Here is a 19,282-nt window from a genome sequence, read left to right as displayed (position 1 = left end):
TGGCTAGTGGTCTGCGGCGGCCGGGTGCGCGGACCCGGCGTGTCTTCGTCGCGATCGCATGTCAAACCGCACGCGAAGTCATCCTGTCGACGGCCTCCCAGTGTTCGTCGGAGGCCCAGAGGCCGGCGAAGGCCCGTGCGGCCGCCTGCGGCGTCGTGCCGTCCGCCAGGATGTGCTTGATCGCCCGTGCCGGTGCCGTGGCCAGCGATCGTGCCATCGAACGCCACCCCTGTTCGAACTCGGTGCGTGGCAGTACTTGGTCGATCAGCCCGATACGCTGCGCTTGTCCGGCGTCCAGTACCGTCCCGGCGCCCGCCAGCATCAGGGCCCTGCCTCTGCCGACCAGGGTTGCGAGCCGCTCGGCGCCGCCCCAGGCGGGCATGATCGCCAGGGTTGACTGGGTGAAGCCGATCTTGATGTCGTCCGCCGCCACGCGGATATCGGCGGCCACCGCGACTTCCGCACCGCCGCCGAGGGCGTGACCGTTCAGCGCGGCGATGACAGGTCCTGGAAACTCCGCAAGACGGTCGCAGACGCCGCGCATGCGCAACGCCATGGCCAGCGCACCATCCTCGTCCCGGATTGCGGCAAGCTCTTTCAGGTCCCCACCCGACACGAACGCCCGATCGCCGGCGCCGGTGATGACCAGGGAGCCGGCGTGCGCCGCCGAGGCGAGAGCCTTGTCCAGCAAGTCCATGGTGCCCAAGGAGATCGCGTTGCGGCTGCGCGGCCGGTTGATGGTGATGACCGCCACGGTGCCGTCGACTTCGAGCTCTACGTCGTCACGCTCCATGGTTGGAATTTACCTTCTCGCTGAGTGAGAGCGCAATTCTCCTCTGAGGTGAAGGGTCTTGCGGCTGGAAGGGCTCAAGAATATTGTTCTCACAGCGAGAGAAGGAGGATCTCATGCCGTCACGCGAGCTGCCGTATCCGCTGTTCGACGCGGACAACCACCTGTACGAGACCGAAGAGGCGCTGACCAAGCACCTCCCCAAGGAGTACGCCGGGGCGATCCAGTACGTCCAGGTGAACGGCCGCACCAAGATCGCCATCCGGGGCCAGATCAGCGAGTACATCCCCAACCCCACCTTCGAGGTGGTGGCCCGCCCCGGCGCGATGGAGGAGTACTACCGGGTGGGGAATCCCGACGGGAAGAGCCGCCGGGAGATCTTCGGCGAGCCGATGCAGTCCATCCCGGCCTTCCGCGAGCCGGGACCGCGCATGGCGCTGATGGACGAGCTCGGGATCGGCAAGACCCTGATGTTCCCGACCCTGGCCAGCCTGATCGAGGAGCGGATGCGGGACGATCCGGAACTGATCCACGCGGTCATCCACTCGCTCAACGAGTGGCTGCACGAGACCTGGTCCTTCAACTACTCCGACCGCATCTTCACCACTCCGGTGATCACCCTGCCGATCCTGGACAAGGCGATCGAGGAACTGAACTGGTGTGTCGAGCGCGGCGCACGCGCCGTCCTGATCCGGCCGGCGCCGGTGCCCGGATACGGCGGTTCGCGGTCCTTCGGGCTGCCGGAGTTCGACCCGTTCTGGGCGCGGGTCGTGGAGACGGGTGTCCTCGTCGCCCTGCACTCGTCCGACAGCGGCTACAGCCGTTACGTCAACGACTGGGCGGGCAACAAGCGGGAGTTCCTGCCCTTCCAGCCGGACGTGTTCACCATGACGTCGAGCTGGCGGCCGATCGAGGACTCGGTGTCCGCGCTGGTGTGCCACGGTGCGCTGTCCCGCTTCCCGGACCTGAAGGTCGCCGTGATCGAGAACGGTTCGTCCTGGGTGGAGCCGCTTCTCAAGACCCTGGCCGACCTGTACAAGAAGATGCCGCACCAGTTCTTGGAGGACCCGGTCGTCGCGGTCAAGCGCAACGTCCACGTCAGCCCGTTCTGGGAGGAGGACCTGGCCGAGCTGGCCGACCTCATCGGCGTCGACCGGGTGCTGTTCGGCTCGGACTACCCGCACCCGGAGGGCCTGGCCGACCCGGTCACCTATGTCGACCACCTCGGCAAGCTCAGCGAGGAGGACCAGGCCAAGGTGATGGGCGGCAACATGGCCCGGCTGATCAGTTTCTCCTGATGAACCGGGATCTCCTGATGAGTCGGGGGATGAGCTGGGACACCATTCCACGGATGGTGCTCAGCGCGGCCGACCGGTTCGGTGACGCCGAGGCAGTGGTGGACGGCCCGCTGCGCCTGACGTACACCGAGCTGGTCGACCGGATCCGCGTCGCGGCGGGATCGTTCGCGGCGGCGGGGATCGACCGGGGCGACCGCGTCGCGGTCTGGGCGCCGAACTCCGCCGAGTGGATCGTCGCGGCGTTCGGCCTGCTGACCGCCGGGGGAGTCCTGGTCCCCGTGAACACGCGGTTCAAGGCGGCCGAGGCAGGTGACGTCATCCGGCGCAGTGGGGCGAAGGCCGTGCTCGTCCAGGAAGGCTTCTTGGGGCTGGAGTACCCGACGCCGGAGGGCGTGCCTCGGATCGACCTGAAGGGCGGCTTTCTGGCCGGTGGTTCGCCGCTGGAGCGGGAAGTCAGTGGCGACGACGTGTGTGACATCGTCTTCACCTCCGGGACGACCGGCCGCTCCAAGGGTGTCCAGATGACGCACGCACAGACGTTGCGGGCGTACGCGGAATGGTGTGACCTGGCGGATCTGCGCCAGGGTGACAGGTACCTGATGGTCAACCCCTTCTTCCACACCTTCGGCTACAAGGCGGGCTGCATCGCCTCGCTGATCCGGGGGGCGACGATGCTGCCGGTACCGGTCTTCGACGTGGACGTGGTGCTGGAGCTCGTGGAGCGGGAGAAGGTGACCATGCTTCCGGGCCCGCCCACGCTCTATCACTCGCTGCTGGCCGCTCGAGGAGACAGAGACCTGTCATCGCTGCGTGCGGCGGTGACCGGAGCCGCTGACATCCCGGTCGAGCTCATCCGCAGGATCAAGAAGGAGCTGCCGTTCACCTCGATCATGACCGGGTACGGGCTGACCGAGGCCGGCACCGTCACCGCCTCCAGACCCGGCGACTCCTTCGAGGACATCGCCACGACGGTCGGCACCCCGTGCGACGGGGTGGAAGTGCGCGTCGCGGACGACGGTGAGGTGCTGGTCCGCGGCTACACCATCATGCGCGGATATCTCGACGACCCGGTCGCGACGGCCGAGGCGATCGACGCCGACGGCTGGCTGCACACCGGGGACCTGGGCATGCTCGAAGCCGGTGGGCACCTTCTGATCACCGGCCGCAAGAAGGACATGTTCATCGTCGGCGGCTTCAACGCCTATCCCGCGGAGATCGAGGACTTCATCCTGGGACATCCGGCAGTCGCGCAAGTCGCAGTGATCGGTGTCCCCGACGAGCGCCTGGGACAGGTGGGGAAGGCGTTCGTCGTTCGGCGTGGCCCGCTCTCCGACGAAGAGCTCATCGACTGGAGCCGTGCGCGGATGGCGGGCTACAAGGTGCCGCGGTACGTGGAGTTCATTGAGGAACTCCCTCTCAACGCCACCGGGAAGGTGGTTCGGGACCAGTTGTGCTGACCTCACTGATGGCTCGGCCTGTGGTGGCGGCGTTCGCCGCCAGGGCGATGCAACGTCTTGTCCTGCGGGCGGCTGGCCGGCCCGAGGAGAAGCGTCCTGAGGCGTTCCGGCTCGACCGCTTCCCTGAGTTCCCGCGACATACCCGCGAGCTGGTGGTTCCGACGTCGGTCGCGCCGGCCAGGGTCGTGGTCTACCTGCCGACCGCCGACGAAGCAGGTCAGGCGCCGGCAGTCCACGTCAACTTCCACGGCGGCGGCTTCGTCATGCCGCTGACCGAGATGGACGACTGGTTCTGCCGCTTCGTGGCCGCTGAAGCGCAGGTGGCCGCGATCAATGTGGACTACGCCCTGGCGCCGCGACACAAGTTCCCGGCTCCACCTCGTCAGGCGTTCGAGGTTGTCCTCTGGATCGCCCAGCACGGTGCCGAGCAGGGTTGGGACGGCAGCCGGCTCTCGGTCGGCGGCCAGAGCGCCGGCGGCAGCCTTGCCGCAGCGGTGGCGCGGCAGGCGCTGGAGCAAGGTGGCCCAGCCATCGCTCTCCAGGTGCTCCACTACGCGGTGCTCGACCTCGCGACCGAGCTCGGAGACAAGCCGTCGGCCGTCTCCAAGTCGATGCTGAAACCGTGGATGGGAGCGGTCTACAACGGTGCGTACATCCCGGACCGGCGGGCCCGAACCGACCGCCTCGCATCGCCGGCGAACGCCGCAGATGTCGCGGACCTCGCCGGCATCGCCCCGGCCCTGGTCATCACTGCGGAATACGACCGGCTCAAAACTGAAGCCGGTCGGTACGCCGAGCGGCTCCGGAAGGCCGGCGCGTTGATCGACCTCCACGACGTCCGAGGAGCCGATCATGGATATGACGTCAAACACTACGAAACGGCGCGAGACATCTACGCTTTGATCGCCCGGCACGTGCGGCGGGCCACAGCCAGTGAAACTTCGGGGCCGACGTGGCCAACCGAGTAAGCGCCGCGGGGGAGGCACCTGCGGGCTTGGACATCGATGCCCTGCAGAAATATCTGGGAACGGCTGGGCCGGGAGTGGCCGGACCGCTGTCCGCGGAGCTGCTGCACGGTGGGCGGTCCAACCTGACATACCGAGTGACCGACGGTGTCACCATCTGGGTGGTGCGACGCCCGCCGTTGGGCTGGCTCACCCCGTCGGCGCACGACATGGGTCGGGAGTATCGCGTCGTTCGGGCTCTGCGAGACAGCGGTGTGCCGGTGGCGCGCGCGGTCGCCTTGTGCGAGGACGCTTCGGTGTTGGGCACGCCGTTCTCAGTGGTCGAGTATGTCCCCGGGCAGGTGATCCGGACCCATGCCGAGCTGCATACCTTGTCGCGCGCCATGATCGTGCGTTGCGGCCTGGCGCTGGTGGACTCGCTCGCTCAGCTGCACGCCGTCCCGTACCAGGCCGTCGGCCTCGGCGGCTTCGGGCGTCCGGAGGGCTACCTCGGCCGGCAAGTGGGCCGCTGGCGCGACCAGTGGGAGAGGGTCAGTACTCGTTCCCTGGCCGACATGGACAGACTGCACGCGCGGCTGGCGAGGGCGGTGCCGGCCGAGAGCGGAGCGTCGATCGTGCACGGCGACTACCGCATCGACAACGCCATTCTCGATCCCGGCGATCCCGCTTCGATCCGTGCCCTTGTGGACTGGGAGATGGCCACTTTGGGCGACCCTTTGGCAGATCTCGGGCTGCACCTGGTGTACCGCGATCCGGCGTTCGACCCCGTGTTGGGTGGCTCCGCCGCGTCGACGAGCGACCGGCTGCCTGATGTCCGGGACCTCGCCGAACACTACGCCCGGGTCTCGGGTCGCGATCTCGGTCCGCTCGGCTTCTATCTCGGCCTCGGGTACTTCAAGATCGCAGTCATCGCCGAGGGCATTCACGCTCGTCATCTGCGGGGCCTGACGGTGGGCGACGGCTTCGAGACGGTGGGCCGGGCGGTACCGCTGCTCGCGGCGGCCGGGCTGCGGGCGCTGGGCGGGCGCGACAAGTCGTGACACACCCGTAGGGAACCGGAATTCTCGGTCTCAAATCAGGAGAATAAAATTCTCTGAAAATGCCAACGATGACTCCGCTGGCGAGTAGTATCCGTTCGACATCACGCGGCCCCGAGCTCGGCGGCCGGCCATGAGCTTCCTGGGGGCTTCGGGTGGCACTTCACGCACGAGCGGCAAAACGGCAACGGATTCTGGATGCGGGAACGCGACGGCAGGTGCCGTTGCGTGCGGTCCTGCTCGTCCTGGCCCTCGTGCCGAGTGCGGCCATGATCGGCCTGGTCACGCTGAACTCCGGCCAGCTCTTCAACAACTGGCGGGCAACCGGCCAACACAACACCGCGATGGTCAAATTCGCTTCTCCGGTCCTCACGGTGTTCGGCAGCCTCCAGGCCGAGCGGCAGTTGAGCGCGGCAGCTTTGGCCGATCCCGCCGGCTACGGGGCGAAGCTGACACAGCAGCGCCAGGCCACGGACAAGGCCGTAGCAACCCTTCAGGCGCCTACCGGTTCGGCGCAGGCGGAATTGGCGAGCGGCATCAAGCAGATCACCGAAGGACTGCAGCACCTCGCCGACTACCGGTCGGCGGTGGACCACCGGACCGCCACGCAGCAGCAGACGTACGACGACTACACCGGTCTCATCGCGGCAGATCTGGAGCTGTTCGACAACTCCAGCGATGTGGGTCTCGCTGACCTGAACTACCGCGTGCGGCCTGTGGTCGACTCGGTCTGGGGCATTGAGATGCTCTCGCGTGAAGACGCAGTTCTCACCCCGGGCATCGTCGGTGGAAGGCTTTCGCGCGCGGAACGTACTCAACTCGATCAGTTGAGCGGCGCTGAGCAGTTCATCTACGACGACAAAGTCGTGCCGTTGCTGCCCGTTGCCATCGGCGACCAATATCGCAACCTGTTCGCCGGCCAAGCATGGCAGCTGAGGACGCAGGTCGAGCAGACCGTTCTGAACACGCCTCAAGCTGCCGACGGAACCACACTGCTTCCTGCGGCGACAGGTAAGCAATGGCAGCAGAGCGTCGCAGCCATCACGCCCCAGCTCCAGAGCCTCAACCAGGTCTTCGGGGCGACGATCACCAACGACACCAACGTCGAAGTCCACAAGATGGCCGTGAACTTGATCGTCAACAGTGTTGTCGGGGCAGTGGGCGTCATCTTGGTCGTCGTGCTCACGTTGGTGTTGACCGGCGTGCTGCGCCGACGCATCTTCGCACTGCGTTCAGCGGCTCTGGACCTGCAGGACAGACTGCCGATCGTGGTGGAGCGGCTGCGGCGCGGTGAGACCGTCGACACGGATGCCGAACTGCCCGCGATCCGCTACGGCTCCGATGAGTTGGGGATGCTGGGGCGGGCGCTCAACGCGGCACGCAGCAGCGCGCTGGAGACGACCGTGCGGCAGGTCGAGCAGTACCGCGGGTTCGAGCGGCTGCTTCAGCGCATCGCGCGGCGCACGCAGCTGCTGATCGGCTTGCAGATGAAGCGCCTGAGTGAGATGGAACGCCGGCATGAGGATCCTGATGTGCTCGAGGGTCTGTTCGATCTCGACCATCTGACGGCGCGGCTGCGGCGCTACGAGGAGAACCTCGTGATCCTCGGTGGCGGGCAGCCGCAGCGCCGCTGGCGAAAGCCCGTGCCGCTGTTGGACCTGTTGCGGTCGGCGCAGGGCGAGGTCCAGGACTACCGCCGCATCCGGATCGAGGCGGAGAGCCACGTCTGGTTGTCGGAGCGCGCGGTCGGAGCGGTGGTGCACATCCTGGCGGAACTGATGGAGAACGCGGTGGCGTTCTCCAAGCCACCGACCCCCGTTGAGGTGACAGCCTCCCGCGTGATGCGCGGCTTGGCGATCGAAATCGAAGACCGCGGCATGGGAATGAACGCGGTCCAGTACGACGAGGCGAACACCTTGATGGCCGCTCCGCCCCGAATGGACGTGGTCTCACAAGCTGATGACGCGCGCCTCGGGCTCTACGTGGTCGCGCGACTCGCGGCCGGGCTGGGCATAGGCGTGGAGTTGCGGCCCTCATCGTTCGGGGGCACGCGGGTTGTTGTCCTCGTCCCGGCCGATCTCGTGGTCGCCACGGAGCAGGAGTCCGGCGGCGAGCCCGAGGACGTTTCCGACTTCGGCCCGCAGCTGTCGCTCGTCGACGCGAGCCTGCCCGTCAGCGCCGACCACTTCGAGCGTATCGACGGACCGGCCATCCCTCATCAGCGCGTTGACTGGTCGGAGCTGGCGGCTCCGGCTCCGTCGCCGGAGCCGGCGTCAGCTTCTGCTCCGACGCTGGTCGATGTCGTGAGCGACGAGCCGGAGCCTACCGCGGTGTCGCAGCTGGATCCTCTGCCGCGCCGCGTGCGTCAGGCCAGCCTCGTCACCGAGCTCCGCGAACCACGGCGTGAGAACGGGACCCGTCAGTACCAGCCCGAACACGACACACCGGCGCGCCGGCATGAGCCGACCCGTTCCGGCGCGTCGATCGGCGCGTTCCAACGCCAGTCGCGCCTGGCCCGGATGCCCGCGGACAACGAACACCCACCCACCCATCCCGCGCCGGACCGCGCGCCGGCCCCGGAAGAAGACTGACCATGACATCGATGACAGGACCGACCTCCGCGCCGCGCCGAACCACCGCCACGAACCAGGACCTGGACTGGCTCCTGGACCGCCTCGCCGACCAGGTCCCGGGGACGCGGCACGCGATCGTGCTCTCCGACGACGGTCTGGTGATCAGTCAGTCCCGCGGCATCGACCGCGCTGACGCCGAGCGCCTGGCCGCGATCGCCACCGGCCAGCAGAGCCTGGCGCGCGGTGTCGGGGACATGTTCGATGGCGGCACCGTGCACCAGGTCATCGTGGAACTGGCGGAGCTGTGGCTGTTCATCAGCTCGGCCGGCTGGGGCACCCACCTGGCGGTGGTCGCGGCACAGGAAGTGGACGCCGAGGTCATGGCGGTGGCGATGCACACCTTGGTGCTGCAGGTCGGACAGCACATGGGCACTGCGGCGCGGGCCGGAAGCGAGCAGGGACCGGAGGGGGTGACCGTGGGTGAACCACTGGGCCGACGAGTCCCTCGATGAAGACCCCGACGACTCCTTCGTCCGGCCCTACACGATCACCCACGGCCGTACCGCCTCGGCGCGCGACGACCTGAATCTGATCACGGTGATCACCACACTCGCCCCACCCGAGAACCAGCCGACGATCCGCGGTCTGGAACCGGAGCACCGGCTGATCCTGGAGCAGTGCCGCCGCCCGGCGGCCCTGGCCGAGGTCGCTTCGGTGCTGAACCTGCCGGTGGCGGTAACGAAGATCCTGATCAGCGACCTGATCACGTGGGGCGTGGTGTCGGCCCGCCCGCCGCTGGCGGTCGCGGTCGGCCAGAGACCGGACATGACAATCCTTCAGGCGGTGCGAGATGGCCTACAACGACTCTGACGGGCGCGACGCGGCCCGCGGCGGTTCCGCGCCGATGGCGGTGAAGATCCTGATCGCGGGCGGCTTCGGCGTGGGCAAGACCACGATGGTCGGCGCGGTCAGCGAGGTCGCGCCGCTGCGCACGGAGGAATACCTGACCGTGGCCGGAGTCGGCGTCGACGACGTCGCTGGGGTGGCGACCAAGGACACGACAACCGTCGCGATGGACTTCGGCCGGATCACCATCAGCTCCGACCTGGTGATGTACCTCTTCGGCACACCGGGCCAGGAACGCTTCTGGTTCATGTGGAACGACCTGGTCCACGGCGCGCTCGGCGCGGTCGTTCTGGCGGACACCCGGCGACTGCAGGGCAGTTTCGCGTCCATCGACTTCTTCGAGAACCGCGGCATCCCCTTCGTGGTCGGCGTCAACTGCTTCGACGGCCGGCAGGAACGCACCGTTCCCGAGATCCGTGACGCGCTCGACCTCGACCCGAACGTCCCGATCCTGATGGGCGACCTGCGCCGGCGGCCGGTCAGCCGCGACGTCCTGGTCGCCTTGATCGATCATCTGATGTCGGAGCAGAAGACGGCGTCGGTTCGATAGCCGAAGTACCGCGGCGGCGACGCCGGCCAGCGCGATCAGGGCCGCGCCCGACAGCATGAACGCGGCCTTCACTCCGAACATCGAGATGGTCGTCGACGCGATGAACGGGGACACGGCGAGCGCGCCGGCGATGCCGGCTTCCCACAGACCGAGGGCCTTGGCGAGGTGGTCGTCAGGGATGCGCTGCTGGACCAGGGCGATCAACGGGATGTCGGTCAGCGCGGATGCGAGCCCGGTCATCGCGAGCAGAGCGGCTGCCACGATCGGAGAAGTGGCCAGGCCGAGCGGAAGCCGGAAGACGCCCAGCAGCGCCCACGCCAGCACGGCGGCCAGGGCGAGTCGGCGGATCGCGATCCGGGCCAGGAGCAGTGCCCCGGCGACCTCGGCCAAACCGGCGGTACCCAGCAGCAGTCCGTACTGCCCGCCCTGACCCACCAGAGATACCAGGCCGACGGTCAGGAATCCGCTGGCCAGGGCGAGGGCCACGACGAAAGTCACGATCACGAGCAGCACTTCCGGCTCGGACCGAAGAGCTGCTAGCCCCGCGACCAGGTCCGACCGCAACCCGCTCTGTCGGCCGTGGCGAGCGGGACGGCGGAGGCGAAGGGCCGCGACGGCGGAGGCGGAGATCAGGAAGGTGAGCCCGTCGAGCGCCAGGGCCGCCGTCAATGATGACACGGCGAGTATCGGCGCGAGCACCAAAGGACCCACGAAGAACGCCGCACGGAAGGCCACCTGTAGCAGCCCGTTGGCCTGCTGCAGAAGTCCGGCCGGCACGATCTGCGGCACGATGGCGTTGCGGGCCGGCGCGAACGGAGCCCCGACCAGGGCCAGCAAAGCCGTTGCCGCCACCAGCACGGTCAGGTTCATCAACCCGGATGCGAGCAAGCCCACAGCGAGGGCCACCAGGACTGCCCGAACGAGGTCGGTGACGATCATCAGACGCCGCCGGTCGTAGCGATCGGCATAGGAGGCGGCGACAAACGTGACCAGAAAGCTCGGCGCGTACGCGGCCACGGTCACCAGCGCGACCGCGGCTGGATCGTGGGTGAGCGACCAGGCCAGCCAGGCGGTTGCGGCGGTGAACATGCCGTCACCGAAGCGTGAAACGCTCTGGCCCGCGAACAGGAGCAGAAAGTCTCGGTCTTTCAGGAGTGCCATAGGCCCAGTGTCGGAACGGGCCAGGCACATAATCAACTAATTGAGCGGAATGCTAATCGGTGGCAGATCGGTCGCCATCGTGCAGGAACGCCTCCAAGCTGGGGGCGAGGGCTGCCACGTGATCGGACAGCAGCCGGTACAGCACGTAGTAGCCTTCGCGGCGGCGCTCGACCAGGCCTGCGTCGGCCAGCACCCGCAGTTGCTTGGACAGGCCGGCCTCCGTGATTCCGACGAGCGGAGCGAGCTCCTGAGTGCTACGTGGCTGCTCGGCCACCAGGCGCAGGACGCGCAGGCGGGTGTCGTCGGCCAGGGCCCTGAGGATGCCTGTCAGTTGCGCCGGAGGGATACGCGGGCGCGCCTCCCGTACGATGGAGGAGGCGGGAAACACCAGGCCGAGCGGCCAAGGACCGTCACAGTTGACGCGGACATGCGGCCACACGTAGGCGCTGGGCGCCAGGACGAGCGGTTGCTGAGGCGTGATCTCGACTTCGTGTTCGTGCGGTTGGTCCAGCCAGAGCCGCCCAGCCTTGGGATCGCTGCGTACCTCTGGCCACAGCCCACGGAACAGCGTGTACAGACCGCCCTCGGCGACCTGGCGTCCGGCCTCGATGACACTCTTGGCAAGTTCCGGCTCGATCCGCCGCCACTCCTGCGAGAACGCCTCCTCCCAGTAGCGCTCCACCATGCCCAGAAACCGTTCCAGCAATGCGACCGGATCGTCGAGCAGCATCCTGGCCAGGCCTTGATCGCCTGCGGCCACCGCTTGTTCGCCGAGCCGGCGGCGGACCTCGGGTTTACCGATGACGGCTGTGTCCCTGCCGGATCCGCCTCCCAGTGGTTCAGCACCGAGTGCGACAGCGAACTCCAGCTGCACCAGTTCCGGGTCGGCCGAGCGCAGTCGCCGCAATTCATCCTCGAAGCTGAGCAGCTCACCCGTCGGCGACGGGAAGAAGAACTCTGGAAAATAGGTACGGAAGGCGAAGGAGAGCGCGTTGATCTCGTGCTTGAGTGCCGGCGACAGCTTGCGCATCGCCCGCACCCAGGCGTGCTGGACGGGATGATGCTTGGGTTCCATCAGAACATGGAGACTCAACACCGCCTCCATCGACGGCGAGTACGAGAACCCCACGAGCTCCGTGCCGGACGCCGGGATCCGGAAGGTGATTGTCATAGTGACATCATCGCTGTCAGGCCGAACATTCGGCGGCATCAATTCCAGCGGTCGGCCTCTGTGCCCACCGTAACGGTGACTTCACTTCACAACGTCGTCAGCGAATCGTTCCAGCAGGACCTTGAACAGCCGTAGATCCTCCGGCGCCCAGTGGGACAGCCCGTCACGAATGACTGCCGCCCGTCGCCGCCAGGCCTCTTGGAGTCGAGCCACGCCTGCGTCCGTCGCGTGTAGCTTCGCAGCTCGACGATCTGTGGGATCGGCGGCCTTCGCCAGGAATCCTGCCCGCTCCAGGTTCTGGACGTGGCGGGACACGGTGGACGGGTCGAGCCCCACGTGCTCTGCGACCTTGCTCAGGCGTACCGGGCCGTGGGTGGCCACGGCAGACAGGACGCTCATCATGCCGATCTCGGGATTCCTCATGCGGGCCCGCATGACGAGAGTGAAGAACGCCGACAGTTCCTTGTCGAGTTCGACGAGATCCTCGTCGAGCACGGCCGATCGTAGTTCTCTATGTTCGTCAACCATCATCACGGTCTGATGTCCCTCATCGAACGCTTGGCCATCGCGTTGCATGCGATTCCGCGAAACGGTTCACACTGATGCTCGATCATACCTGGTAACCGGGTATCGGGTCGATTCCGATCAGACATCAAGAGCTTCGAATAGTTACTGCTCCGGGGTCTTCGAAGCGATGCCAGAGCGCCTATTCAGGGGGGAAGGCTGATGTCTGTTGTCCTGCCTGTCCGAAGATGACTTCGGATGCGGCCGTCCATTCCTTGACCAGGTCGACGGAGTCGGGATCGCGCAGCCATTGCAGCTGTAAGCCGTCCATCGTGGCCAGGATCTGGCGGGCCAGAGATTGCGGCTGGGCGGAGATGGTTTTGGCCAACTCGGCAAGGCCGGCGAGCGCTCGTCGGTGGCGGGCGAGAAAATACCCGTGGGCGGGATGACGTGGCTCAAGCGATTCGGCTGCGAGCACCGCTTGTAGCCGGACGATCTCCGGCTGCGTCGCATTGCGGCTGACGATCGCGGCGCACACCTGTCGTAGATCGACCATCGGCTGCCCTGCGCTTCCCGCCGCGCTGTCTGCCGGATTGACGCCCGCGCCGAGCTGTGTGGCCAGCTGTAAGGCGTCCTCGGTCTCGGATTGCTCCAGGACTGACGCGAGCAGCCCCTCCTTGGAACCGACATGGTGGAGCAGGCCCTGGACCGTGAGTCCGCAGCGGTCGGCGACGTCTTGCGTCGACAAACCCCAGAAGCCTCGCTCGGAGATCAGCCGCGTCGTCACCTCGATAATCTGTCGGCGCCGCTCGGCGGCCGGCATGCGGCGCCGATCGCGGCGGTAGGGCGGGGCGTCGTCAGCCATGTTCCAAGGGACCTTCGCACCAGGACATCTTCTGTCGGTCTGCTTCCGGCGTCGTGAGACTTGCGGTAGCTTACCTCATACTTCACAAGTACTCGGTAACGACAACTCCGCGACTCGGCGTTGCCACTGTCACGATCAGGAGAACGAAGAATGCCTGACCCCCGTCCGCTCGGCGAGGTTCGCTGGGCGATCGCCGCGACCGGCGACGTGTCGCGGCAGGTGGCCTCGGATTTCGCGGCCGTTCCCGGAGCCCGGCGAGCGGCGGTGCTTTCCCGGGACGTGGCGCGGGCTCGCGCGTTCGCCGACGAATTCGACTTCTCGCGCGCGTTCGACAGCCTCGACGACTTGGTGGCCGATCCGCAGATCGATGCGATCTACATCGCGACACCACACGCGCTCCACGCCCCAATGGCGTTGCAGGCCATCGCGGCGGGCAAACATGTCCTGGTCGAAAAGCCTCTGGGGGTGAACGCAGCTGAGGCCCGTCAGATCGCCGAAGCGGCACACCGGCAGGGGGTGTTCGCGATGGAGGCGATGTGGATGAAGTTCAATCCGGCCTTCCGGGCCTTCACCGACCAGGTGCGCACCGGTCGCATCGGTGAGATCCGCACCGTCCGCGGCTGTTTCGGGCTGCCGTTCGGGGCCGCGGATTCGCCCCGCTGGTCTGCCGAGCGGGCCAGCAGTACCCTGCTCGACCAGGGCATCTACCCCGTGACGCTGGCGCTGGAACTGCTGGGCGCACCCGACGGAGTCACCGCTGACGGTCGTATCCGGTCCGACGGTGTCAACCTGACGACTTACGTGACGTTGCGGTACGACGGGGGACAGGTCGCGCAGTTGGCTGCATCCATGGTGGAGTTCATCGATCCGACCGCCTCGGTGAGCGGGACCGCCGGGTGGATCACGATCCCCGCGCCGTTCATCAGGGCCTCCCAGTTCGCCACCCACGCCACGGACGGCGCACTGACCGGCGCGGTCTTCTCATCGCCCGAGGTCTCGCGATTCGACCGCGAGGGTAACGGCTACGTGCCCATGCTCCGCGCCGTGACTGAGGCGATCCTCTGCGGCGACACCGAGCACGAGTGGCACCCGCTCCGGGCTTCCGTCGAAGTCTTCGACGTGCTCGACGAGATTCGGTCTGCCTTGACGTCTTCCACGAACGCGGTGCCGACTGATCTACAGTCCATTGCGGACAAAGCATCGAGGCCAGGGACGCCGTAGCCGCCTCCTCTACGTCGGAGTCTTGTGCCGTAGCCCGCCTGCCAGATCCGCGCTTGCCGGCGTCCGACGTCCGCGCCTCGCGGTCCCGTGCGCTGCCGCCGCGCCGCCGTTGCGGCGTACGCCGCGCGGGCCGAGCCCGGGCGCTTCGCTCCCGATTCGCCCACCCTCCGGACCGCGATCGACCGCTCTTGGGAACACACTGATCTCAAGAACATGGTCGGCGATTCGAGCCGGATCGGTCGTCGGCTGTCGCGTCGTGCAGAGTCCGGCTTTCAGGAGATCATCGGCACGCCGATCGGGTTGGCTGTAGCTCGGGAGCTGCGTGTTTTTGCCATTGTCAGGGCACGCTGACGGTTCGGTAGAAGCCGAAGCGGGCAGTTGCCGTCGTCTCGTCGTCAGCGCCGGGATTCACTCTGCGCGAGATGGAGGCCGATGTTCCGGGCGGCCTCGGCGCCGCTCACCACGGCGCCCTCGATGGTGCCGAAGTTCTCGGCGATGTCCGCGCCGGCGAAGAATAGCGGCGGCTCGGCGACCGCGTAGCGAGTGGGGTCGACACCCGCGGTGTAGCTCGCCCACGAGCCTTTGGAGAAGGGACTCCGGTTGAAGTCGAAGCTGTGCACGGCCTGTACCTCGGCCTCTGGCAGCACGCGGTCGACGAAGGCCTGTACTGTCGCGGTCGTAATCTGCGCGAGCTCGTTCTCGCAGGCGAACCCGACGAGCACGGAGCGGCCGTCCGGCAGCAGGCGATCGGTACGCAGATATGAGAAGCCGCCATCCGGGTCGACCGTGCGCACGGTCGTCTCCAGTCCCGAGGCGACGATCCAGACCTTCGTCGACCGGCCGCAGTGCCCTGTTTCGACCACTTCCTTCTTGTCCCCGTCGAACGCGGGCGTCACGCAGATGTCGGCCCACGTGTTGACCGGTGTCGCCAACAGGACGGCAGCTGCGGTCACGGTCCGTCGGCTTGTGACGATTTCGAGGAGTTCGCCGCGGCGATCGATCTCGACCACCGGTTCGCCCAGCCGCGGTTTCACTCCCGCGTCCGCGAGCAGGGCTGCGACCAGAGCGTCGGTGGTCCGGCGGATCTTGGCGCTGTACATGTCCATGGCGGCGAGGTATTCCATGGGCACGTCCTTGAATACCGCGACCGGTACGTTCTCCGGCCGCGTGCCACAGACATACTTCGTCCAGGCTCGAATCCATGTGCTCAGTTCGTCGTCCACCCCGCGGCCGTCGAGCAGGTCCTGGACTGTCGCGCCTGCGCCGCTGTCCGCGGTCTTTCGGATCGCCGCCGCGAACTCACGTACCTGACTCGATGAGGGCTGCGAAGCATCGGACAGCTGGCCGGCGTGCCGAAAGACGAACCGCTCAGGCTCCGGAGAGTGTTCGATCTCCAGTCCGTACCGTTCCAGTTCGGCCACGACGGCGGGTTCGTCCTCTTCCAGGATCCACGTCCCGCCCATCTCGACCCGCAGGCCGGCCCCGGGAAGTTCATCGGCGAACGTTCGCCCGCCGGGCCGTTTGCAGGCCTCGAACAGCACAACTGTCCGCCCGGCGCCACGGAGATCGCGAGCGGCCACCAGGCCGCTGAGCCCGGCCCCGATGACGACCACGTCGGCGTGGGTTGAGGACATGCGGTCATCTCCCATCATTCAGGCACCTGGACCGCTCGGCCGGTGGTGCAGGGGCAGGCGAACCCTTGCCAAAACCGTACCATATGTACGGTACAGTTTTGGTGAAAATCGGAGCGTGTGCGACCGGGTGGAGCCCGGCCCACGGATACTGCGGCTTGATACCCCGATGCCGGCTGACCTGCGGCCAGGCTCCGGTTCGGGATCGTCGCGGACGGAGAGCCGGGCTTGGCGGCTCGGCCTGTGGCATGAGCCGGGCACCGTTTTCTCGGCACCATGTGCTCGGTCTTGCTAGGGGTGGACCTGATTCTCGGGGCAGCCGGCGAGGACAGTGAACAACTCGTCGCGCTCCTCAGGGGTGAAACGCTGCTTGTCGATGAGGTCGCTCCACGACAAGCCGTCCAGGGCCAAGCGGGTCAGCATCGTTGAAACCCATTCGTCGTGTGGAAGATCGGCTTCTAGCGCGTCGATTCGGCGGGCCTGTCGGGAAAGCTCATCGATGAGTTCCGGGGCCGTCGTGATGGCCAAGGCCCAAGGAAGCGGGATGGCGGAATAGGCCGGGTCGAAGGTGCACTGTGCGTAGGTGAGATCGCGCCGGCGCACCGACCCCGGGTCATCACCGATGGCCTCGACCTCGGACCCGTGCTTGAGCATCAGATCGATGAGTGCCTGGACGATGTCGGACTTGGAACCGAAGTGGTACAGGATGCCGCTCTTGCTGACGCCTGACTCCTCTTTGAGCGCGGCGAGCGTCACGTGAGACAAGCCCCGCGTCGTCGCGATCACCGGGACGGCGTCGAGAATGCGCTGCTTGGCCTTCACGCCTGGACCGCTTCAGGCAGCGCGTCGCGACTGGGTTTCCAGCCCATGGCGCCCTGGACGAGCGCCGCGAACTGTTCCGGTGTGAACCTGTTGGGGTCGGTCACGCGTGTCCACCACAGGCCGTCGACCGCGAGTCGGCGCAGGAGGATGTCGGCCCGGGACCGGCTGGACCCCCTCTCGACGTCGTCCAGTCGGCGGTACAGCGCGATCCACTCGCCGAGCAGGGCCGGCGCCTCGGCCAGGCCGAGCATCAGGGCGACACGGTCGAGGCTGTCGGGGTCCAACGTCGCCGACGCGTAGGCTGCGGTCCTGTCGGCCTCGTCCGGCGCGGGGTCGTCGGCGCCGAGCCGCTTCGTGTAACTGCTCAGACTGGCCGCAAGGACTTCTTTGAGGAGCGTGTGCTGCGACGCGAAGTAGTGGGTCACACCACCGCGGCTGAGCCCTGTCTCGTTCATCACGGCGTCGACGGTGACGGACGCGGGGCCCTCCCGTAACGCGATGACCAGCGCGGCACGAATGATTCGCTGCCGAGTGCCCCCGGCAGCCGCGTTTGTCGCCTCCACCACGTCAGGCTGCCAACTTCCCCGCTCTGGTGATCTCTCGCTTGATCCCGCCCTGTCCTGGCCGCACAGGGGCGTCGCAGGGCGGGGAGCGCCGATGTCGGGAGCCGTCAGTAGACGACTTGCCCGTTGTCGCCGCGTCGCACGAAGTCATCCTCGGTGAACGTCATGACGTGCTTGATCCACTTGTGCTCCTCGACCGCGTACATGGACAGATCCTTTGCCAGCCGTGTCTGTAAAAGCGAACGCTCACCTGGCGTGGTCCGACTCCACTTCGCCGTCGGCTCGACACCCGAGGCATGTGCCGCTGCGACGTCCTCCGCCCGCGACAGCGCGCATCGCAGGACTTGCTCAAGCCGGCGGCATGAACGGCTTCACGAGCTTGGCTCGCCAGGCCGCGCGGTTCGTGGAGTCTTCGCGACGGTCTGCGCTATCAAGAACGCGGACGATGCCATTGGCAGCGAGAAAGCGAAGCGGCTCCGGTTCCCATCGACGCGACTTGTGACCGACCCAAGGAGCGTCGGCGTGCGGCGAATTCACACCAAGGACAAGGTCGCACAGTGAGCGTCCGGCCAAATAGGACGCGACAACCCCGTGACCGGAATATCCGCCTGCCCAGCCGAGTCCTGTGCTGTGGTCGTAGCGCACTCCCATGGACCAGTCGCGAGGTACCGCAAGTGTTCCTCCCCAGCGATGAGTGACGGTGTGCTGCTCTGTGCCGGGGAAGTGCTCATGCAGGGTTCGTATCAGCCGATCCCAGATGGCGGTGTTGTCCGACTGAGCAGAGTCGAACTCGCCGAGCGGATCTCGTAGAGCGTACGGGGCGCCACGTCCGCCGATCGCTATACGATCATCGCTGGTTCGCTGGGCATAGAAGAACAGGTGCCTGCGGTCGCGGATGGTGAGTCCGGGCGGCCATCCGAGAGCTTTCCACTGCTCAGCGGTCAGCGGGGCAGTGGCCACCATCATCGAAGTGAGAGGCATGTACCGACGTCGCTGACCGGCGAACCTCGACGTCCATGCCTCAGTCGCCACCAGCACGGACGAGGCTCTCACCACACCGCCGGCTGTGACCACGGTGTTTGAGTGCACACTCGTCGCCTCCGTGTGCTCGTAAACGGACACCCCGCGACGTTCGCATGCCGCTGCCAGCCCGCGGGCGAGTTGCGCAGGCTGGACACGAGCGCAGTGCGGTGTGAACGCGCCACCGACGACTTCTGGGACAGCGACGTAGTCCCGGACCTGCTCCGGAGACAGCAACTCCACGCCTGGAGCCAGCATGCCCGTCGTCTTTGCGTGATCTACCTCGGCTTGCAGTCGCTGCCACTGTGGAGTGGTTCGTGCGATGGTCAGCGTCCCGCGCTTCAGATAGTCGCAGGGGATTTCCTCCGCATCCGCCACAGCACCGATTTCATCCACGGCCTGCTCCGTCAGATGCGAAGCAAGACGAGTGCGCTGCCAACCGGCCTTTGCCGCGTACACGGCCGAACTCCCAGCGATCCCCGCTCCGACCCATCCGCCGTTGCGGCCGGCGGCGCCGTATCCCACGATTTCGCGCTCCAGGACTGCGATGCGTAGTCCCGGACGGGCGACGGCGAGGTAGTACGCGGTCCACAGACCGGTGAAGCCTCCACCGATGATCGCAACGTCGACATGCACGTCACCTGACAGCGTAATGCGCGGGGCTCCGAGGTCGACTTCATCCAGCCAAAGGGAGCGGGACCTGTACCAGGCCTCGGAACGGTTGGATGTCATGACCGCCCGCCTCGGA

General features: G+C 66.9%; 17 protein-coding genes and 1 pseudogene. 9 read left to right on the top strand and 9 right to left on the bottom strand.

The genetic code is table 11. The annotated features are described in order from the left end of the window. Positions 1 to 61: 61 nt before the first annotated feature. Complete coding sequence (locus GWK61_RS00360; protein ID WP_194903660.1) at positions 62 to 793, bottom strand: enoyl-CoA hydratase/isomerase family protein; 732 nt, start codon at positions 791 to 793, stop codon at positions 62 to 64. 113 nt (positions 794 to 906) lie between these two features. On the opposite strand from GWK61_RS00360, the gene GWK61_RS00355 reads away from it, so the two are divergent. The 8 genes from GWK61_RS00355 (at position 907) to GWK61_RS00320 (ending at position 9,576) form a co-directional block, all read left to right on the top strand. Continuing rightward, positions 907 to 2,088, top strand: coding sequence for an amidohydrolase family protein (locus GWK61_RS00355; protein WP_194903658.1), 1,182 nt, complete (start codon positions 907 to 909; stop codon positions 2,086 to 2,088). Between the two features lie 29 nt (positions 2,089 to 2,117). Then, positions 2,118 to 3,545: a FadD3 family acyl-CoA ligase gene (locus GWK61_RS00350; protein ID WP_194903656.1), complete on the top strand. Its 1,428-nt coding sequence runs from the start codon at positions 2,118 to 2,120 to the stop codon at positions 3,543 to 3,545. 8 nt (positions 3,546 to 3,553) lie between these two features. Then, the gene (locus GWK61_RS00345) at positions 3,554 to 4,513 is read left to right on the top strand and encodes an alpha/beta hydrolase (RefSeq protein ID WP_194903976.1); all 960 of its coding nucleotides are present in this window, start codon (positions 3,554 to 3,556) and stop codon (positions 4,511 to 4,513) included. 26 nt (positions 4,514 to 4,539) lie between these two features. Next, positions 4,540 to 5,550: a phosphotransferase family protein gene (locus tag GWK61_RS00340; RefSeq protein ID WP_228561512.1), complete on the top strand. Its 1,011-nt coding sequence runs from the start codon at positions 4,540 to 4,542 to the stop codon at positions 5,548 to 5,550. 215 nt (positions 5,551 to 5,765) lie between these two features. After that, positions 5,766 to 8,138, top strand: coding sequence for a sensor histidine kinase (locus GWK61_RS00335; RefSeq protein ID WP_194903653.1), 2,373 nt, complete (start codon positions 5,766 to 5,768; stop codon positions 8,136 to 8,138). A gap of 11 nt (positions 8,139 to 8,149) precedes the next feature. Next, entirely contained in the window at positions 8,150 to 8,632 is a 483-nt protein-coding gene (locus GWK61_RS00330) for a roadblock/LC7 domain-containing protein (protein WP_194903652.1), read from the top strand. Beyond that, entirely contained in the window at positions 8,601 to 8,990 is a 390-nt protein-coding gene (locus GWK61_RS00325) for a DUF742 domain-containing protein (protein WP_194903651.1), read from the top strand. Before GWK61_RS00330 ends, GWK61_RS00325 begins: the two co-directional genes overlap by 32 nt. Beyond that, positions 8,971 to 9,576 (top strand): GTP-binding protein, encoded by a 606-nt coding sequence (locus GWK61_RS00320; protein ID WP_194903650.1) that lies wholly within the window; start codon positions 8,971 to 8,973, stop codon positions 9,574 to 9,576. Before GWK61_RS00325 ends, GWK61_RS00320 begins: the two co-directional genes overlap by 20 nt. 45 nt (positions 9,577 to 9,621) lie before the next feature. On the opposite strand, the pseudogene GWK61_RS00315 reads toward GWK61_RS00320, so the two are convergent. The 4 genes and pseudogenes from GWK61_RS00315 to GWK61_RS00300 all read right to left on the bottom strand — a co-directional run. After that, positions 9,622 to 10,737, bottom strand: a pseudogene (locus GWK61_RS00315) (MFS transporter); the annotation flags it as partial. A gap of 52 nt (positions 10,738 to 10,789) precedes the next feature. Then, on the bottom strand, positions 10,790 to 11,908 hold the full coding sequence (locus tag GWK61_RS00310; RefSeq protein ID WP_194903649.1) for an ArsR/SmtB family transcription factor: 1,119 nt from the start codon (positions 11,906 to 11,908) through the stop codon (positions 10,790 to 10,792). 81 nt (positions 11,909 to 11,989) lie between these two features. Then, positions 11,990 to 12,484 carry a MarR family winged helix-turn-helix transcriptional regulator gene (locus GWK61_RS00305; RefSeq protein ID WP_194903648.1) on the bottom strand — a complete coding sequence of 165 codons (495 nt, stop codon included), beginning with the start codon at positions 12,482 to 12,484 and terminating at the stop codon, positions 11,990 to 11,992. A 130-nt stretch (positions 12,485 to 12,614) separates the two neighbouring features. After that, entirely contained in the window at positions 12,615 to 13,277 is a 663-nt protein-coding gene (locus GWK61_RS00300) for a TetR/AcrR family transcriptional regulator (protein WP_194903647.1), read from the bottom strand. A gap of 150 nt (positions 13,278 to 13,427) precedes the next feature. On the opposite strand from GWK61_RS00300, the gene GWK61_RS00295 reads away from it, so the two are divergent. Next, positions 13,428 to 14,498 (top strand): Gfo/Idh/MocA family protein, encoded by a 1,071-nt coding sequence (locus tag GWK61_RS00295; protein ID WP_194903646.1) that lies wholly within the window; start codon positions 13,428 to 13,430, stop codon positions 14,496 to 14,498. Between the two features lie 395 nt (positions 14,499 to 14,893). Here GWK61_RS00295 and GWK61_RS00290 read toward each other — a convergent pair whose 3' ends face one another. The 4 genes from GWK61_RS00290 to GWK61_RS00275 all read right to left on the bottom strand — a co-directional run bounded on the left by GWK61_RS00290 (position 14,894) and on the right by GWK61_RS00275 (position 19,266). Beyond that, positions 14,894 to 16,132, bottom strand: coding sequence for a flavin monoamine oxidase family protein (locus GWK61_RS00290; protein ID WP_228561511.1), 1,239 nt, complete (start codon positions 16,130 to 16,132; stop codon positions 14,894 to 14,896). A 288-nt stretch (positions 16,133 to 16,420) separates the two neighbouring features. Then, entirely contained in the window at positions 16,421 to 16,951 is a 531-nt protein-coding gene (locus GWK61_RS00285; protein WP_194903643.1) for a TetR/AcrR family transcriptional regulator, read from the bottom strand. Further along, positions 16,948 to 17,514 carry a TetR family transcriptional regulator gene (locus GWK61_RS00280; RefSeq protein WP_194903642.1) on the bottom strand — a complete coding sequence of 189 codons (567 nt, stop codon included), beginning with the start codon at positions 17,512 to 17,514 and terminating at the stop codon, positions 16,948 to 16,950. Before GWK61_RS00280 ends, GWK61_RS00285 begins: the two co-directional genes overlap by 4 nt. Before the next feature lie 348 nt (positions 17,515 to 17,862). Further along, the gene (locus GWK61_RS00275; protein ID WP_194903641.1) at positions 17,863 to 19,266 is read right to left on the bottom strand and encodes an NAD(P)/FAD-dependent oxidoreductase; all 1,404 of its coding nucleotides are present in this window, start codon (positions 19,264 to 19,266) and stop codon (positions 17,863 to 17,865) included. Between the last annotated feature and the right edge of the window lie 16 nt (positions 19,267 to 19,282).

This window comes from Catenulispora rubra (assembly GCF_015356825.1).
Taxonomy (GTDB): domain Bacteria; phylum Actinomycetota; class Actinomycetes; order Streptomycetales; family Catenulisporaceae; genus Catenulispora; species Catenulispora rubra.
The sequence above is the reverse complement of the archived record's forward strand: the minus strand, read 5'-3'. Positions and strand labels throughout refer to the sequence as shown.

What these genes read in the sequence shown, in the direction of transcription:
- GWK61_RS00360 (WP_194903660.1), bottom strand. Translation starts at nt 793, where the DNA reads ATGGAGCGTGACGACGTAGAGCTCGAAGTCGACGGCACCGTGGCGGTC.
- GWK61_RS00355 (WP_194903658.1), top strand. Translation starts at nt 907, where the DNA reads ATGCCGTCACGCGAGCTGCCGTATCCGCTGTTCGACGCGGACAACCAC.
- GWK61_RS00350 (WP_194903656.1), top strand. Translation starts at nt 2,118, where the DNA reads ATGAGCTGGGACACCATTCCACGGATGGTGCTCAGCGCGGCCGACCGG.
- GWK61_RS00345 (WP_194903976.1), top strand. Translation starts at nt 3,554, where the DNA reads ATGGCTCGGCCTGTGGTGGCGGCGTTCGCCGCCAGGGCGATGCAACGT.
- GWK61_RS00330 (WP_194903652.1), top strand. Translation starts at nt 8,150, where the DNA reads ATGACAGGACCGACCTCCGCGCCGCGCCGAACCACCGCCACGAACCAG.
- GWK61_RS00320 (WP_194903650.1), top strand. Translation starts at nt 8,971, where the DNA reads ATGGCCTACAACGACTCTGACGGGCGCGACGCGGCCCGCGGCGGTTCC.
- GWK61_RS00310 (WP_194903649.1), bottom strand. Translation starts at nt 11,908, where the DNA reads ATGACAATCACCTTCCGGATCCCGGCGTCCGGCACGGAGCTCGTGGGG.
- GWK61_RS00305 (WP_194903648.1), bottom strand. Translation starts at nt 12,484, where the DNA reads ATGCAACGCGATGGCCAAGCGTTCGATGAGGGACATCAGACCGTGATG.
- GWK61_RS00300 (WP_194903647.1), bottom strand. Translation starts at nt 13,277, where the DNA reads ATGGCTGACGACGCCCCGCCCTACCGCCGCGATCGGCGCCGCATGCCG.
- GWK61_RS00295 (WP_194903646.1), top strand. Translation starts at nt 13,428, where the DNA reads ATGCCTGACCCCCGTCCGCTCGGCGAGGTTCGCTGGGCGATCGCCGCG.
- GWK61_RS00290 (WP_228561511.1), bottom strand. Translation starts at nt 16,132, where the DNA reads ATGTCCTCAACCCACGCCGACGTGGTCGTCATCGGGGCCGGGCTCAGC.
- GWK61_RS00275 (WP_194903641.1), bottom strand. Translation starts at nt 19,266, where the DNA reads ATGACATCCAACCGTTCCGAGGCCTGGTACAGGTCCCGCTCCCTTTGG.